Origin of the sequence: Paraburkholderia sp. J94, from assembly GCF_905220285.1 — a bacterium.
In the GTDB taxonomy this organism is placed as follows: domain Bacteria; phylum Pseudomonadota; class Gammaproteobacteria; order Burkholderiales; family Burkholderiaceae; genus Paraburkholderia; species Paraburkholderia tropica_A.
On sequence record NZ_CAJMZH010000011.1, the window covers coordinates 262,466 to 279,283 of the forward strand.

Sequence of the window (16,818 nt, forward strand, 5' to 3'; positions counted from 1 at the left end):
TCAGGATGGCTGAAGACTGTGGCGCGTCTGCTGATAGAACGCCACAGTCTCGCGCAAACCGTGTTCCAGCGAGGTGTGCGGCAGACTGGGCAGCAGGTAAGCAAGCGCGGGATCGTGCGGGAACGCAGTGGCGATGGGCAGCGGGGGCCCGCTCGCGTCGATCTGTGCGCCGGGCATGATCGCTTCGATCCGTTCAATCAGCGTGCCGACCGGCGTCATGTCGCCTGCCAGGGTGAAGGCGTGTGCGCCGTCGAATTCGCGGAGCAGCGCCGCTTCATACGCGGCGGCGACATCGTCAGCGTAGACGAGGCCGGTCGAACCGCTGAACGGGATCGTGTAGCGCTCGCCGCGCGCGGCTGCGCGGCACGCGAGGCTCGGTCCGGCGCTCGATCCCGATTCGCGGCCTGCGCCGTAGACCACGAGCGGGCGGAAACCGATGCTCGCAATGCCGTGGTCGTGCCAGTACGCGCGCGCCGAGCCTTCGCAGGCGAGCTTGAAGGTGCCGTAGTGCGTTTGCGGCAAGGGCGTGGCGCCGTCGGCGGGACCGAATACGCCCGCGCTGCCGGCGTACAGCACGCGGCGCAGGCCCGCGGCACGCGCGGCCTCGAACACGTTGAGCGTGCCGATCAGGTTGATTTGCGCGCCGCGCACCGGATTGGCCGCGCAATCGGGCGTGAGGATGCCCGCGAGGTGAACGACGGTGTCGCAGCCGTCGAGTGCGCGGGCCGTGTCGGACGCGCTGGCGATGTCGCCGGTGCGCCACCGCACGCGCGCCGCATCTGCTGGGGCGAGCGCTTCGATCAGCCGCGCATTGGCGCGCAGGTCGAACGCCACGCACGCCATGCCGCGCGCAAGCAGCCGCTTCATGATCCATGCCCCGAGAAACCCGCTGCCGCCTGTGATCAGTACCTGCATTGTTTCGTCTCCATGTCGGTGTCCTTGCCGCTCGTCAGGTCACAAAGTCTTTGCCAAACCTTCTTTTGTGGAATAGTATTCCACAACGAAAAGTAATTCCATAGAAACAGTGCGACGCTGTTTCCGGAGACACAGGAAGAAAGGCGATACCGAACATGAAGCGAGAACCGAAACTCGATTGCGACGTGCTGGTGCTGGGTTCCGGCGCGGGCGGGCTCTCGGCGGCAGTGACGGCGGCGACGCAGGGCCTGCGCGTGATCGTCGCGGAAAAGGAGGCCGTGTTCGGCGGGACGACCGCCTGGTCGGGCGGCTGGTTGTGGATCCCCCGCAATCCGCTAGCCACGCGCGCGGGCATCCATGAAGACATCGACGCGCCGCGCACGTATCTGAAAAGCGAACTGGGCGGTCAGTACGATGCGGCCAAGGCCGACGCGCTGCTCGAACACGGCCCGGCCATGATCGAATTTTTCGAGCGCCACACGGCCGTGCGTTTTATCGATGGCAACCGCATCCCCGATTTCCATACCACGCCGGGCGCGGGCACGGGCGGCCGTTCGGTCTGTGCGGCGCCGTTCGACGGCCGCGAGCTTGGCCCGCTGATCGACCGGCTGCGCAAGCCGCTCTCGGTCGCGACGATAAAGGGCATGGCGCTGGGCTCGGGGCAAGATCTCGCGCACTTCTATCGCGCGACGCGCTCGCTGCGCTCGGCGCTTTATGCCAGCCGCCGTTTCGCGGCATTCGGCTGGCAGGCGCTGCGCTACGGGCGCTCGATGCATCTGGTGAACGGCAATGCGCTCGCCGCCAGGCTGCTGAAATCGGCGGCCGATTGCGGCGTGGATCTGCGTACCCGCGCCAAAGCCATCAGCCTGCTGCGCGACGCATCGCGCGTGATGGGCGCGCGCGTCGAGATCGATGGTGTCGTGCACGAGGTGCGCGCCGCGCGGGGCGTCGTGCTTGCCTGCGGCGGTTACCCACACGATATCGAGCGCCGTGCGCGGACCTTCACCTATACGCCGTCGGGCCGCGAGCACTGGTCAGCCGCGCCGCGTAGCAATACCGGCGACGGCATCCGGCTGGGGGAATCGATCGGCGCGCATTTCGACGCCGCACTGGATGCGCCCGCCGCATGGGCGCCGGTGTCGATCGTGCCCGAACACGATGGCGTGAAAGACGTGGCGTTCCCGCATCTGATCGAGCGCGCCAAACCGGGCGTGATCGCGGTGACGCGCGCGGGCAAGCGCTTCGTCAACGAAGCGTCGTCGTATCACGACTTCATCAGTGCGCTGCTCGACACCACAGCGGCCGGCGACGAAGTGTGCGCGTGGCTCATCTGCGATCACCGCTTTCAGCGCCGCTTTGGCTTGGGATTTTCGAAGCCGTTTCCGTTTCCGACGGGGCCTTACCGGCGCAGCGGCTATCTGCAGCGCGCCGCCACACTCGAAGCGCTGGCCGCGCAATGCGGCATCGACGCAACCGCGCTGGCCGACACGGTGTCGACCTACAACCAGTACGCGAAACAAGGCTTCGATCCGCAGTTCCATAAAGGATCGACGCCCTACAACCGCGTGCAGGGCGACGCTGAACACAAGCCGAACCCGTGCCTCGCACCGATCGAAAGCGGCCCGTATTACGCGGTGAAGCTGCTTCCGGGAAGCCTCGGCACATTCGCCGGTCTTGCCACCGACTCACAGGCGCGCGCACTCGACCACACAGGCCGCGCCATCGACGGTCTCTACGCCGTGGGCAACGACAGCGCCAGCATGATGGGCGGCTGTTATCCGAGCGGCGGCATCACGCTCGGCCCGGCAATGACCTTCGGCTATCTCGCGGGTCTCTCACTCGGTGCGATGCAGTCTATTGCTGCCAACTCATCGAATACCCACTCCGACACTCTTTATCCTCAAGGACAATGCAATGACACTGTATGACCTCGTGACGCTCACCGTGAAAATCGGCACCAATGCGCAGGTTTTCGAAGGTATCAAGGCCAGTGGCGATCCGCAGGGCGGCAAGCTGCTCGGCTGCTGGTATTCGGATATCGGCACGCTCGGCCAGGTGCTGGTTTTGCGTGGCTACGAATCGGAAGCGGCGCTGGTGGCGGAGCGCAAGCGCATGCTGCTCGAAGGCAATCCGTTCGGCGTGGGCGAATTCGTCGATGACGTGAAAACCGAAAGCTATGCGCTGTTCCCGTTCCTGCCGCCGATCGAGCCCGCCGCGCACGGCGGCATCTACGAGATGCGCGTGTACGGCACGAAACTCGGCAGCCTGCAGCACACCATCAACGCGTGGGAGCAGGCGGTGCCCGAGCGCACGAAGCGCTCGCCGCTGGTCGGCGCGATGTATTCGCTCGACGGCAACGTGCCGCGCTTCCTCAATATCTGGCCGTATGCGAGCGTGGACGAGCGCTCGCGCATTCGCGCCGAGGCCGTGAAAGACGGCATCTGGCCGCCGAAGGGCGGACCCGCGCATCTCACGACGATGGAATCGACCATCTGCGTGCCCGCGCCGTTCTCGCCGCTGCGCTGAGGCACCATCGAAAACGCGCGCGGCAAAACGTTGCGCGCGCAATAAAACCAGGAGACATCATGATTGAGCCTCAATCGCGCGAGCTTTCGTTGTCGGCGCTTACCGTGCTGGAGCTGAGTCCGCCGGAGATGGTGCAGTGCGCCGCCGATGCGGGTTACGACTATGTGGGCCTGCGTCTGCTGCCCGCAACTGACCACGAGGTGCGCCACGAGATCATCGGCGATACGCCTCTCAAGCGCGAAACCCTCGCCGTGCTCAAGGATACGGGCATGCGCGTGCTCGACGTCGAGATCCTGCGCCTGAAGCCCGATACCGACGTCAACCAGTACAAGCCGATGCTCGAAACGGCGGCGGAACTCGGTGCGCGCTACGTGCTGGTGGCGGGCAACGATCCTGACGAAGCCCGCACCATCGACCGGCTCGGGCAGCTTTGCGACCTTGCCGCGCCGCTCGGTCTTTCACCGTCGCTCGAGCCGATGCCGTGGACGGACGTGAAGGAGATCGGAGCGGGCGCGCGCATCGTAAAGGCGAGCGGGCGGCGCAACACCGGTCTCATCATCGACCCGATTCACTTCGACCGCGCGGGTTCGTCACTCGACGATTTGCGAGCGCTGCCGCGCGAGTATTTCGGCTACGTGCAGTTTTGCGACGCGCCGGCGGCGCGGCCTGCCGACCTCGATACCTTGCTGTTCCAGGCGCGCTGCGAGCGGATGATTCCGGGCGAGGGCGGCCTCGATCTCGTCGGGATGCTGCGCGCGCTGCCGGATGGCCTGCCCGTCAGCGTCGAAGTGCCGACGGAGCGGTGGGCGAAGACGACGCGTGCCGTGGATCGCGCGCGGCGTCTGCGCGAGGCGACGCGCGCGGTGCTCAAGGAAGCGCACGACGCGGTTTGACACGCATGGGGCTGTCCGGGCAGGCGTCACAAGAAGCGCCGTCTGGGCATGCCGTTCAATCGACATAAAAAGAAGAAATGACACGGAGACAACGATGGATTCTTCTCAAACGGCCGGATCGGCCCATTCAGCCTCTCGGCGTCAAGCAGCGGCAGCAGGCGCGCGCGCACTCGACGTTCAGCAGTTTCTCGACGACCAGCCGGTCGGGCGCTTTCAATGGCTCGTGCTGCTGTTGTGCATGATGATCGTGATGCTCGACGGGCTCGATACGGTCATGATCGGCTTTATCGCGCCGTCGCTGTCCAGCGCCTGGGCGATTCCGCGTGACGCGCTCGGACCGGTGATGAGTGGCGGTCTGCTTGGGCTGGCGTTTGGCGCGCTGGGCGCGGGGCCCATGTCGGACCGCTTCGGCCGCAAGACGGTGATGACCGTGGCCGTGCTGTTCTTCGGCGTGTGGAGCCTGGCGTCGGCGTTCGCGGTCGACGTGACGTCGCTCACGATCCTGCGCTTCCTCACGGGCATCGGTCTTGGCGCGTCGATGCCGAATGCGGCGACGCTCATGGCCGAATACGCGCCGCCGCGCCGCCGCGCACTGATGGTGACGGCGGTATTCTGCGGCTTCACGTTCGGCGCCGCGGGCGGCGGCTTCGTGAGCGCGTGGCTCATCACGCAGTGGGGCTGGCAGTCGGTGCTGATGCTGGGCGGCGTGCTGCCAGTCCTGTACGTGCCGGTGCTCATCAAATGGCTGCCCGAGTCGGCGCGCTATCTGGCGCTCAAGCCAAGCCGCCGTGCGCGTCTCGTCAGCGTGCTCAACCGGATGAAGCCGGGTTCGGCCGACGAGCACACCCGTTTCGTCTCGCACGAGCCCGCTCAGGCGCCACGCAGTCCCGTGCGCGCGATCCTGTCGCGCGAACATGCCTTTGGCACCGTGATGCTGTGGATCTGTTATTTCGCCGGACTGCTGACGGTCTATCTGCTCGGTAACTGGCTGCCGACGCTGATTCGCGGGCTGGGTTTCTCGCTTGGCGAGGCGGCCGTCGTGGGTGCGCTGTTCCAGGCGGGCGGCACGGTCGGATCGGTGTTGATCGGCTGGCAGATGGATCGCTTCAACCCCCATCGCGCGCTCGGCGCGACCGTGCTCGTGGGCGGCGTGCTGGCCTGCTACATGGGCGCATCGGCGCATCCTTTCAGCATCATTTGCGTGCTCGCGTTCGGCATGGGCTACTGCATGAACGGCTCGAACACCGGCTTCTGCGCGCTCGCCGCCGGCTCTTATCCCACCGAAATGCGCGCGACGGGCACGAGCTGGATGCTCGGCGTGGGCCGCTTTGGCGGTATTGCCGGCGCGCTGGTGGGCGCAGCCATGCTGCATGCGAACTGGAGCTTTGGCGCGGTGTTCACGGCGCTGGCGGTGCCCGCGACGGTGGGCGGGCTGGCCGTGCTGCTCAAGGGCGCTCGCCATCGGGGCGCGTTCACGCCGGTGAGGGTGAGCGCGGGGCATTGAGCAGGCTGTCGAGCGGGCGTTTGACCCGACGCTAATCCAAACGCACGCTCATTCGATTCAGCTTGAATTCCAGTATGGAATTGTGTTCTCATTTCATATCCACGAATACAGATGAGAAATCGATATGGCCGGGAATCTTGAGCGTGCACTGGGTGTGCTTGAACTGTTGGCGAAAAACGGTGGCCGCATGCCACTGGCCACCATTGCGGACACGCTGGACATTCCCCGCAGCGGCACGCACCGGCTTCTGGCCATGCTGATCGAAGAGGGCTTCGTGCGTCAGGACGAGGAGCATGGCGAGTACATGCTGGCCATGAAGCTCGTGTCGCTGGCGCTGATCTACCTGTCGACGAGCGGCGTGTTCGACATCTCGCAGCCGGTGCTCGACCGGCTCGCTGAAGCTTCGGGCGAACTGGCGCGGCTTGGCGTGGTTGAGAACGATCACATCACCTTCGTTGGCAAGGCTCAAGGTGCGAAATCGGGCTTGCGCTACGACCCGGACATGGGCAGCAATCCCCCGCTGCATTGCACGGCGAGCGGACAGGCGTGGCTCGCCACACTGCCGGACGAACGCGCGATCGAACTGGTGTCCAGGCAAGGCGGGCTCGGGCCGAAAGCACACAACGCGCCGCGCGCGCCCAAGACCATCCAGCAGTTCCTGAAGGACCTCAACGGTGCGCGCCAGCGTGGCTATGGCGTCGCCATCGAAACCTACGAAACCGGCATGACATCGATCGCGGCGGCGGTGCGCAATCCTGTGACGAACGAGGTGGTTGGCATCGTCAGTCTCGCCGGACCGAGCAGCCGCTTGCCGGAGGAGCGCCTCAAGGAACTTGCACCTTACCTGCTGGAGGCGGCTTCGGACATGGGGGCGGCGACGTTGAGCTCGCTCTACTTCAAGCCCAAGGCCGTGACGGCTGCCGACGTCGAACCCGTGCGCGGCGGCGGCAAGGTGCGCGGGCGCGCGGCGTCAAAATGAATGTAGCTATTTTTTGATTTTCTCTGCGGCAGCTAGCGCAACGTTCGGTCTTTTGCGCAGAAGTTGGCCTCGTCCCATGTAGATAGTTTGGGACAGGCAGATTCGTAACAGTTGGCAGAAGGCGACCCCAAGTCGCCGTTCGCCGCGGTGACACGAGTGCCCGTTCGGTGTTTCGAAGCGGCCATCTGGTCAGTGCAACGGCTAGCTATCCCCAGCAACCTCGCTTGGTCCAGGAGGGCGCCAGCCGAGGAAAAACCGGAGACGGCCGGTGCAGCGTTCCGGTCTTCCCTCAGGCGCTGTTGGTGCGCAGCCCCAGTAACGCCAAAACTATTTCGCGGTGATGTGAGACGGTGGCGGCACAAAGGCTGGCATCGAGTCTTCCCAACGGCTGTCGGTCAGCATTTCCTTTTCGGAGCCGTCCGGATTCATCGACCATACCTGCCCGTATGGCTGGAATGAATTGTCATAAAGCGCCGCTTCGTCCTTGAAGCCATATTCGCTGCTGTTCCACAGAATCTTCTTGCCGTCCCAACTCCAGACAGCATGCGCATCGGATGCCGGGAAGTTCGTCAGGCGACGCAGTTCGGTGCCGTCCGACTTGATCGTAAAGATGTCGAAATTGCCGTCTTTCTGCTTGCGTGTGAACACGATCCGGTCGTCCGCGGGCGACCAGCCCGGCACGTTGTCCCAATCGCTCGTGAGCACGCGAACCTTGCGTGTTTCGAGATCCATGATGCGCAATCCCTCGTCGCCTTTAGCCCACGACCGGAAGACCATCTGCTTGCCATCCGGGGAGACGCTGGCGAATCCGGTGTTCGACGTGGGAGAGGTCAAGTCCTGAACACCCGTGCCGTCACGATTGATCATCTTGACGTTGGCCACGTTCTGGTCGCGGGTTCGCCAATAGCCGCCGAAGCTGAAGACCAGCGACTTGCTGTCCGGCATCCAGGACGGTGCCAGTGCGACGCCGATCATGTCTCCGCAAGGGCCTGACGGATTCTTGCCAGAAGCACATTTGGTGGTCGACTGAAACACCCGCTTCTTGTTCGTACCATCGGCTTTCATGATCACGAGCGAGGTGTCGTCGTTCTTATCGGACAGGGCAAGTGTGCCGTCCTTGGCAAACATCGGAAAGACGTCCGTGTAACGGTAGTCGAACTTGGGATTCCAGCTATACAGCGGCGTGTTCTGCGCCAGCGGCAGGTTCTCGATGCGTTCGTAGACGACCTGCTTTCCATCATGACTCCACGACGGGTCGCGCAGGTTCGCGGGAAACGGTTCAGGTCCATCGGAATACATAATCCCCGTCGTTTGCGCTGACTTCGTGCTGTAGCCGAAGCGCCCATCCGGCAAGAACTGTGGATTGAGCTTCATGCCAGGTCCGGCCGTCAGCGCAGTGGAATGCCCGGTTGCCACATCGATCGCCACGATCTGCGAGGTCGCCTTCATCGACAGCTGATCCACGCGAGCCAGCCAGCTCACCTCGACATCACCCTGATAGGCGATCAATTGTTTGCCGTCAGCCGACCACTTGGGTGAACCGGTCGTCACGCCTGCCGGAGACAGTCGTTTGAATTCGCTGCCATCGGGATGGACGATATAGACGGACAGCTCCTGCAAATGCTCCCACGCGACGCCCTTGTCATGAGATTTCCATTCCGTGTCGCGATCGGATGTGAAGGCAATCCACTTTCCATCGGGCGACCACGAAGGGCGATAGAAACCATCGGGTTTCATCGGGTCACCTTGAATCGATGCCTTACCGGTCAAATCGGTCAGCTTGCGTGTCTTGAGATCGAGGATCCAGATATTGGCGCGATGCGAGCCGCGATCAGACATGAAGGCCACATAGCGATTGTCCGGCGACATCGACGCCTGATCATCCACGGCCGGATCGTCTGTGAGGCGTTCGAGTGCAGTACCGTCCGCCTTCACGCGATAGATGTCGGATTGCCCGCGTCCTTCGCGCTCCGAAGTAAAAACGATCCATTGGCCATCATCCGAAAATCGCGCGTTGTAATCGAATCCCGGCGTGCCGAGCAGCTTGTGTTCTCCAGTGCCGTTGGCATTGGCCACGTACAGCTCGGAGCTGGTCGGGGCGATACGATTGAAGAGCAATGTGTCTTTGGCAACGGCCGGAACCGAGGCGATTACGCTGGCCGAGCAGGCGAGGCCTATGATCAGATTCTTCTTTTTCATCGGGCAGACTCTTTTTGGGTGATTTGATTTAATGACGAAATTAGAGGGTTTATTTCGTCAAGACGATTTTCGACGAGGATATTGTTGATCGGTGATTTCCGATGTCGATCTTTGAGAGGGGAATTAATGGAGGGAATTTGAGGGTGTCTCTTCTTTCATTATTGTTGATTCGATATGTCTCGATAGAGCGCTACTCTGCGCTTATGGAACGGAGATTTCCTTGTACAAAAAGTCTATTTGGTAGGACATTTTGGTGGGAGTCGATGAAATCTTGATCTAACGCAAAAAGTAGCAGATGAATGGGGGCTTGATCAGCCGGGCCATTGATTTTTAGCGGTGATCAGGCCAATCGCAGGAGCCATCTGTACCTGGCTGTATGCGTACTCGGCAATGTCGTGGGGACGGACTTTCTGCATGCACAGTAGGACGACCGGCTCAGTGCGACCCTCAGTGGCCAGCGCAGTGCATATGACCGATGTCCACTAGCTAATCCGCATCAGTCGTTCGAAGGCGCACACATCTGTCCATTCAACAGCATTAAATTCGAACTCGGGATGACTTCGTCAATAACGGTGTTTGTCAATAGCGCCGCGTTGAACCTGCGCACAGGGTGTAAGCCGACATGGACAAGATGACCTGCCACCGCAGCGTGGCATACCGTAAAAGACGTACTGCCGTCGTTCGACGGGCCTTGTTTATGGTTGCACTGCTTGGCTGCGCCGCGATGGCGAGCCTATATGCCATGGCGGAGACCGTTGCCACCGTCTCCGCGTCAGACATGGCAGCGCGTGGGAGCTTTTTCCCGATCGCATTGAACCAGTGTGTCTACCAGAATCCTGCCTACTGGAGCAGCGGCCAACGCCCGGCCGGCCTGGAGATACAGATTGGCGGCGGCGTGCCATTGAACTGTGCGGGCCCGGCTGCGCAGTGGACTGCGCTGACCCTCGATTCGAATCCCAGTGCTTATGGGCCATGCTCGGGTATGAATCCGAGGAGCGCCTTCGTACTCAATTGCCTGATTACCCACGAAAGCGGAATCGATTTGTCGGTCGGCGAGACGATCTTTATCGCGCCAGGCCTGAAACTGCCGTCGTTATACAACGACTTTCCAGCGACGCTTCCAATGGTCGTGACCTTGCCCGTCGTCTCCGACAGTGCGATCCTGAACTCTGGAGGAGACACGGCAATCGTAGGTTTTGCGTCGTTCCAGATCGATTATGCAATTGGAGCGAATGGTAGATCGACACCCGTGTGCGATTTAAACCCGATTTGCGCCATGCCGCCGTGCAGAAAGTGTCTGATCGGGCATCTGACCGCAAGCCGAACAGGAAGCACAACGACGGGCGGTGCCGCACCGTAGAATCACTGCGTAACGATGCTGCGTCGCCGGGGAGTGTGACCGCCAAATGCGTAACGCGATCGGTGTTTTCGGAGCCAAAGCAATGGCTCGCCGACTCAAGATCACCATCCGTTCTGGCGTGGCTACCGACTGAGCAGGCGGTGTCTGCGGAGTTCTTCGGCAAGCGTGCTGGAATCGGTAAAAGCATGCCCGAATAGCACATAGATCCGATAAGGACGCGTAGAAAAACGAGCGTAGGCGGCTGGTCATCCCATCGTGGGATTAGGTAAAGCCATTGGGAGTATGTTGTAAAACTAATCAATGAACGCCACCGGATTGCTGGCCGGGGTCTCGCATTACGCGCACCACCTCTGACGCAGCATCGCTAATGCGATGTTGCATAGATATTAAATCCGGTAAGATACGCGGCTCTCAAAACTACTATCAACTGAGCGCTAGGCGCTCCTTGTGAGCGGGCGTGTTGAGCGTACGCATCGGTTCACCGTTTCACGCCATCAGACATGAACTGCGTGATGCAGTGTATGGCCGCGTCCCAGCTTTCAATGTCCACGGCGAGTCTCTTCATGATGCGATGGCAACCACGCGCGATGCAGTCCAGTTCGTCCAATGAACCCATGTCGGCTGCACTCCTTCGAGAGACCGATTTGCAATCTAATGCGACTCTCGCGGACGCTTCGGCGTCCGCTATCTCCGATACCGCCGCTGAGGAACGCATCTGCCGTACCCTTATGTGGCACATCCTGCCGGTGCTGATGTTTGCCTACGTGGCGGCTTATATCGATCGCGTCAACGTCAGTTTCATGCGATTGCAGCTGGCTAGCCAGCTCGGCTTTTCAGATGTGGTGTTCGGTTTCGGCGCGGGAACATTTTTGCTGGGTTTCGTCGTGTTTGAGGTGCCGAGCAATATGATTTTGCAGCGCGTCGGTGCGCGCCACTGGCTGACGCGCATCATAGTCTCGTGGGGGCTCCTCACGGCGCTGACGACGCTGATCTCTACACCGAGGCAGTTCTACGCGATGCGGTATCTGCTCGGCATCGCCGAAGCAGGCCTGGTACCGGGCATCATCTATTACATCTCACATTCGTTTCCGCGACGTCACCGGGGGCGCGTAATTTCGACGTTTTATGTGGCCCTGCCGCTGGCGGGTGTAATCGGCTCGCCACTCGCCGGCCTTGTCATGCATTACCTCGACGGAGCGCTGAATATTGCTGGCTGGAGATGGATGCTGATTGTCGATTCAGTACCGGCATTCATCGCCGCCCTGTTGTGCTGGTGGCGTCTCGAAGACAACGTTATTGATAGCCCGCGCTATGATGCGGTCGACCGCGGTCTCCTTGCTCGCGCACTTGCCCGCGATGGCAAAATGAGTTTGCCCATCGCGTCTGGGGCAGTCTATTCAAGCGGTCTCGTATGGGCATTCTGCACGATCTTTTTTCTCGATGGGTTCGCGTGCTATGGCTACGCATTATGGGCTCCGACTATCATTCACTCGCTCGGCGTTGACGGCAACCTGCGGGTAGGTCTGCTTACGGCGCTCCCGAACGTGGTCGCGATAGTGGCGATAATTTTGGTGGGGCGTAACGTTGACCGGATCGGCGAAAGGCGCTTGCATGTCGCCGCGCTGATGTTTCTCGCGGCGCTTGGATTGACGATGTCCGCACTGTTGCACCACAGCGTTGGGCTGTCCGTATTTGCATTGTGTATTGCAGCCGCGGGCCTGCTGTCTGTGCTGGCAATTTTCTGGAGCATGCCGACTGCCGTGCTTGCCCCGGCTGCGGCCGCAGGTGGTATCGGCTTGATCAGTGCCGTCGGTAATCTCGGGGGATTCTTTGGAACTTATACGGTAGGGTATCTGAAGCAAAGTTCTGGCAGTCCGATGGTACCGGTCGCGGCAATGGTCGGCTGTCTGCTGCTCGGCTCGATATTGACCTTACTGTTGCCAAAGCATCTGGTAAATAGCTGAAGCCCTTGCGACTGCCGCTCGCCGGAAGAAACCTGCCGACTTTTGACAGAGGTGACGCCAAGTGACTGCTCCCTTGGCGCGAGTTTCATCGAGGATACGGAGATTCCGCAGCAGCAGCGCGACAACACCTTTGTCGCGGCGGGCGTGGCGAATCGGCACTAGTCCGAAGATTCTTCAATTTTAAGAATCTTTCAGCCCGCGGGCAGTGACATTCATTGCGAAGATCGATAGATTCCCTATACATATAAACAAGCGCCTGCTTGCCGCGCTGAGTGACGAATGCGCCAGGAATGAATCGTGGGGCGATGCACAAAACGGCCCTCGCCTGGCAAGCACAAAGCGTTGCTATCTCCAGATAGAAAACAGCGAACGTACATCGCAATTCGTTTAACCCGAATCCAACTTCACTAGTTGAACCGTTGTGACGGTGCTCTCCGTCCATGTCACAGCGCGCGCGAAAATTTCGGTCCGTCTGGAATAAGGCACTAAACGACCGTGTTTGCCACGGTGAATGAAGGCCAAGGGAAAACCATGAATGTATTCAAAACCGTAAAGCCGTTGCTTCCGGGCATTCTCGTCGTGCTCGCGTATTTATCGATTTCATCCGCTGCCTATGCTTCGGGCGGCGAGGTCACGTCAAAGACAGAAGCAGAATCGACGTTTCTAAAAGAAAACGACGTAGCGATGTCGAAGATGATGGATGGCATGTCAGTGAAGCCGTCGGGCGACGTCGATCAGGATTTCGTCGCGATGATGATTCCCCATCATCAGGGCGCGATCGATATGGCGCAAGCCGAGCTCAGGCATGGCACGAACGAGCAACTGCGCCGTATCGCACAGGAAATTATCGTCGAGCAGCAGCAAGAAATTGTGGCGATGCGTGTCGCGCTGGGGCAGTCGCTTCCGCCTTCGGTGCCGTCGCCTGACCAGATCCATCCCAACAAGGCTAACGAGCCTGACCATTCGTCGATGCACATGAACATGCACATGGACACGCCGGCATCGACGTCCAATCACGAGGATCAGAAATGAGTGCACGCGTATTGACGTTGCGGACCATTGCCTTCGCTGTGGCTTTTGCCGTCTCCAGTCTCGCTTCGGCCGGGCAGGTTCCGGGCGCCGAAAGCGCGCCTGATATCGGCGTCAGCCACCACGATCGGGTTTATGCGGCCGAACAGTTCTCCAATACGGTCTCGGTCACCGATCCCGCAGACAATCGCCTTCTCGGCGTGATTCGACTCGGCGATCCAGCGCCGACGAACTTTAGCCCGCTCTACCGTGGTCAGGTGCTGGTTCACGGCATGGGATTTTCGCCCGATCACAAGACACTCGCGGTCGTGTCCATCGGATCGAACTCGGTGTCGTTCATCGATACCGAAACCAATGCCGTCAAGCATGTGACGTACGTTGGGCGGTCCCCGCATGAGGCGTTTTTCACGCCCGACGGAAAGGAAGTCTGGGTGACGGTGCGCGGCGAGAATTATGTCGCGGTCCTCGACGGCACGACTTACGAGGAAAAGACGCGTATTACCGTTCCCGCCGGGCCCGGCATGCAGATATTTTCGCCCGATGGAAAGTACGGCTACGTTTGCTCGTCCTTCAATCCCGAGGTCGATGTGATTTCGGTGGCCGATCACCAGATCGTCGGCAAGGTGCAGCAAGCCAGTCCGTTTTGCCCGAACATTGCCGCCAGTCCGGATGGCAAGCAGGTCTGGTTCACCCTCAAGGATGTCGGTAAAACGCAGGTATTCGAGGCGAAGCCGCCGTTCAATTTGCTCAAGACGCTGGACACTGGCCCGATCACCAACCACGTGAATATCGTCAAGAACGCCCAGGGGATGTTCGCGTACGTGACGGTGGGCGGTTTGAACGAAGTGAAAGTGTTCCGTACCGACAACTACGAGCAGGTAGCGACGATCCCGGTTGGCAATCTGCCGCATGGTATCTGGCCTTCGGGAGACGGTACGCGCGTGTATGTCGGGCTGGAAAACGCCGATGCACTTGCCGCCATCGATACGCTGACCAACAAGGTGATTGCACAGGTGCCGATTGGCCAGGCGCCTCAGGCTGTCACGTATGTTCCTGGCGCGGTGGCCGAAGGTGACGGCATGCAAAACCTCCAGCCGCTTGGCGTTGCCGGCAATACCGCTCACCTTTATCTTGGCGCGGCAGGGGCGCACGCATCGGGTGCAGCGAATTTCCCGACAAGCGTTGCGCTTTTCGATCAGGGCTTGCTGCAGGTGCTCCAGGCGTCGGTAACGGGCCTGAAGCCGAAGCAACCCTACGTCCTTGGCCTGGCTGATCGCCCGGATGGCAGTGGGCGCATTGATGCGTTGGCGAACTTTATGACCAATCCCGCTGGCTCGGCCATCGTCAATGCGATTGGTCAGATACGGCAAGTCGTTTCGGTGAATGCGCCTCAACCGGAAGCGGGTCGACGTTATCTCGTCATCGTGCCGTTGATCGATGGTCACACCGGATCGCCGGTGCAGGTTCAGGCGCTCAATTGACCGAGTGGGCAGGGGCACGCGCTGCGGGCCTCTGCCACCGTCCACCGTCACGCGGCAGCGCCTTGCTGCCGCTTTCATTCGGCATCAGTGAGCGTTGGCAAACAACGCTCGCTCTCGATGGCCGCCGGCCGGATCATTGCCGCCGCGTCGGGTCTGAGAAAGCGATGAATGGGTCACTGCCATCATCAAAACCCTATTCGGAATTGCGCGAGAAGTCCTTCAGAAATCTTAAGAGTTATGAAAGGGCTGAATAACGGTTATTCAAGGTACGATCCTGCGGAGAGGAAATGGATTTTCGACATCAGCTCGTGGATCAGGTGCCGCGATTGAGGAGATACGCGAGAGCGCTGATGCGTTGTCGCGAGCAGGCCGACGATCTGGTTCAGGACACACTTGAGCGCGCGCTCAACAAGCGTGCGCTTTTTCAGAACGGAACCGACCTGCGCGCCTGGACCTTTACCCTCATGCACAATGTGTATGTGAATACGATTCTCAAGAAATCGGAAAAGGCCCTACACATGGGTGTCGATGAAAAGAATGAATGGTTTCTCGACGAGATGGTGACCACGTCGAATCCATCGAGACGCCTGGAGATTCGAGATCTCGAGCGTGCGCTAATGCAGATTCCGGATGAACAGCTTCAGGTCGTTCTGCTCGTTGGCGTCGAAGAATGTAGCTATGCAGAGATCGCGCTCGCGTTGGATATTCCGATCGGAACGGTCATGTCCCGGCTTTCGCGTGGACGGGAACGACTGCGACTATTGATGTCAATGAACAGTCCCAGGAAACGATCGAAGCAGAGAATGGCGCAGTAACGCTTCAGATTTTCCCGGCTCGCCACGTAGTTTCCAAAAACATGACACGAGGCGCCGTGGCTTGCCGGTTACCGGCATTCTCGGACTCGTACCTGGCAAGTTTCAGCACCCTCATAGCAACTCGACAATGACGATGTCGGTGTCTTTGTGAGCCGTGAGTGAAATTTCGCGCTCTCGCCGAATAGCAACACCATCGCGAGCGCTGACGCGAAGTGACCCGACATCGATGTCGCCGTGGTCCGATACAAGGTAGGCTGCCCGCGCGCCGGGCATCGTCCGACTCACGCTTGCTCCCTCTCGCAGCGTGGCAACACTGACCCGAGCGTCTGCGTTGATGGGTAACGCGCCTGCTCGCACGTCGTCTGGATCGCCGCTCGCCAGCGTAACGAAGCGGCCTTCGCGATATTCGCGTGGGCAGGCTCGCGTTGCCCAGCGAGGCGTGCCGCCTGGCGTACGCGGACGCAACCAGATCTGAAACAGCCGCGCAGGTTTATCCTCGTCGTTGCGCTCGGCGTGATAGATCGTCGAGCCCGCACTCATCGCCTGCACGGAATCAGCGACGAGGCGCGCGCGATTGCCTGCATCGTCTTCATGCGTGATGGCGCCCGAGCGCACCCATGTGACGATCTCCACGTCGCGGTGCGCGTGCAGGCCGAAACCCGAGTGGGGCGCGAATTCGTCGTCGTTCCAGACGTGGAGCGGGCCGAGCGGCGCGTGCTCCGTGCGTCCGGTTTCGCCTACGCGAAAATGCAGCCGCGCATGGAGCCAGTCGCGCCGGAGGGCGCCGAGCGAATGAAAAGGGCGATGTTCGATCATGATGAAACTCCGTTTGAGTGAGCCGATGCGAGCAGGGCGCGGATGCGATCGTTGAATTCGCCTGCGCGCGCCCTGAATTCGCTCGAACCACGCTCAGACTTGCTGCTGACCGCCATCGACGAACAGTTCGATGCCGTTCACGAAGCTCGCGTCGTCCGAAGCGAGGAACAGCGCGGCGCTGGCGATTTCGTTCGGTTCGCCCAGACGGCCCATCGGAATCTGCGCGGCCAGATAGTCGGCGAGACCCTGGCGCTGTGCGGCGTCGTCACCGGCCAGGTCGAGCAGGCCGGGCGTGCGCGTCGCGCCGGGGCTGATCGTGTTCACGCGGATCTGGCGA

General features: G+C 60.8%; 15 protein-coding genes. 10 read left to right on the forward strand and 5 right to left on the reverse strand.

The window, feature by feature from the left end; translation table 11 throughout:
• A complete protein-coding gene (locus U4Y88_RS24540; RefSeq protein WP_321787051.1) occupies window positions 1–915 on the reverse strand; it encodes an NAD(P)-dependent oxidoreductase in 915 nt (304 codons plus the stop codon).
• A gap of 155 nt (window positions 916–1,070) precedes the next feature.
• On the opposite strand from U4Y88_RS24540, the gene U4Y88_RS24545 reads away from it, so the two are divergent.
• From U4Y88_RS24545 to U4Y88_RS24565, 5 genes are all read left to right on the forward strand, one after another.
• Window positions 1,071–2,843 carry an FAD-dependent oxidoreductase gene (locus tag U4Y88_RS24545; RefSeq protein ID WP_321787053.1) on the forward strand — a complete coding sequence of 591 codons (1,773 nt, stop codon included), beginning with the start codon at window positions 1,071–1,073 and terminating at the stop codon, window positions 2,841–2,843.
• Window positions 2,830–3,441, forward strand: a complete 612-nt coding sequence (locus tag U4Y88_RS24550; protein ID WP_310633536.1) for an NIPSNAP family protein — start codon at window positions 2,830–2,832, stop codon at window positions 3,439–3,441. The genes U4Y88_RS24545 and U4Y88_RS24550 overlap by 14 nt, the downstream gene beginning before the upstream one ends.
• Window positions 3,442–3,500: 59 nt before the next feature.
• On the forward strand, window positions 3,501–4,334 hold the full coding sequence (locus U4Y88_RS24555; protein ID WP_321787055.1) for a sugar phosphate isomerase/epimerase: 834 nt from the start codon (window positions 3,501–3,503) through the stop codon (window positions 4,332–4,334).
• Window positions 4,335–4,428: 94 nt separating this feature from the next.
• Window positions 4,429–5,838 carry an MFS transporter gene (locus tag U4Y88_RS24560; RefSeq protein WP_321787057.1) on the forward strand — a complete coding sequence of 470 codons (1,410 nt, stop codon included), beginning with the start codon at window positions 4,429–4,431 and terminating at the stop codon, window positions 5,836–5,838.
• A 124-nt stretch (window positions 5,839–5,962) separates the two neighbouring features.
• Window positions 5,963–6,817 (forward strand): IclR family transcriptional regulator, encoded by an 855-nt coding sequence (locus tag U4Y88_RS24565; protein ID WP_310633539.1) that lies wholly within the window; start codon window positions 5,963–5,965, stop codon window positions 6,815–6,817.
• A 327-nt stretch (window positions 6,818–7,144) separates the two neighbouring features.
• On the opposite strand, the gene U4Y88_RS24570 is transcribed toward U4Y88_RS24565, so the two are convergent.
• Window positions 7,145–9,016 (reverse strand): hypothetical protein, encoded by a 1,872-nt coding sequence (locus U4Y88_RS24570; RefSeq protein ID WP_321787059.1) that lies wholly within the window; start codon window positions 9,014–9,016, stop codon window positions 7,145–7,147.
• A gap of 622 nt (window positions 9,017–9,638) precedes the next feature.
• On the opposite strand from U4Y88_RS24570, the gene U4Y88_RS24575 reads away from it, so the two are divergent.
• Window positions 9,639–10,376, forward strand: coding sequence for a hypothetical protein (locus tag U4Y88_RS24575; RefSeq protein WP_321787062.1), 738 nt, complete (start codon window positions 9,639–9,641; stop codon window positions 10,374–10,376).
• A gap of 478 nt (window positions 10,377–10,854) precedes the next feature.
• Here U4Y88_RS24575 and U4Y88_RS24580 read toward each other — a convergent pair whose 3' ends face one another.
• Window positions 10,855–10,992, reverse strand: coding sequence for a hypothetical protein (locus U4Y88_RS24580; protein ID WP_321787064.1), 138 nt, complete (start codon window positions 10,990–10,992; stop codon window positions 10,855–10,857).
• Here U4Y88_RS24580 and U4Y88_RS24585 point away from each other — a divergent pair.
• The 4 genes from U4Y88_RS24585 (at window position 10,991) to U4Y88_RS24600 (ending at window position 15,665) form a co-directional block, all read left to right on the forward strand.
• Window positions 10,991–12,340 (forward strand): MFS transporter, encoded by a 1,350-nt coding sequence (locus U4Y88_RS24585; RefSeq protein ID WP_321787066.1) that lies wholly within the window; start codon window positions 10,991–10,993, stop codon window positions 12,338–12,340. The two genes, U4Y88_RS24580 and U4Y88_RS24585, sit on opposite strands and share 2 nt — an antisense overlap.
• 531 nt (window positions 12,341–12,871) lie before the next feature.
• Entirely contained in the window at window positions 12,872–13,372 is a 501-nt protein-coding gene (locus tag U4Y88_RS24590) for a DUF305 domain-containing protein (RefSeq protein WP_321787088.1), read from the forward strand.
• Window positions 13,369–14,850 (forward strand): YncE family protein, encoded by a 1,482-nt coding sequence (locus U4Y88_RS24595; RefSeq protein WP_321787068.1) that lies wholly within the window; start codon window positions 13,369–13,371, stop codon window positions 14,848–14,850. Before U4Y88_RS24590 ends, U4Y88_RS24595 begins: the two co-directional genes overlap by 4 nt.
• 287 nt (window positions 14,851–15,137) lie before the next feature.
• Window positions 15,138–15,665, forward strand: a complete 528-nt coding sequence (locus U4Y88_RS24600; RefSeq protein ID WP_321787071.1) for an RNA polymerase sigma factor — start codon at window positions 15,138–15,140, stop codon at window positions 15,663–15,665.
• 111 nt (window positions 15,666–15,776) lie between these two features.
• Here the strand turns inward: U4Y88_RS24600 and U4Y88_RS24605 are convergent, their stop codons facing one another.
• Both U4Y88_RS24605 and U4Y88_RS24610 read right to left on the reverse strand, forming a co-directional pair.
• Window positions 15,777–16,481, reverse strand: coding sequence for a pirin family protein (locus U4Y88_RS24605; RefSeq protein ID WP_321787073.1), 705 nt, complete (start codon window positions 16,479–16,481; stop codon window positions 15,777–15,779).
• A 93-nt stretch (window positions 16,482–16,574) separates the two neighbouring features.
• A partial coding sequence (locus U4Y88_RS24610; protein WP_321787075.1) for an SDR family oxidoreductase occupies window positions 16,575–16,818 on the reverse strand: 244 nt, incomplete at its 5' end.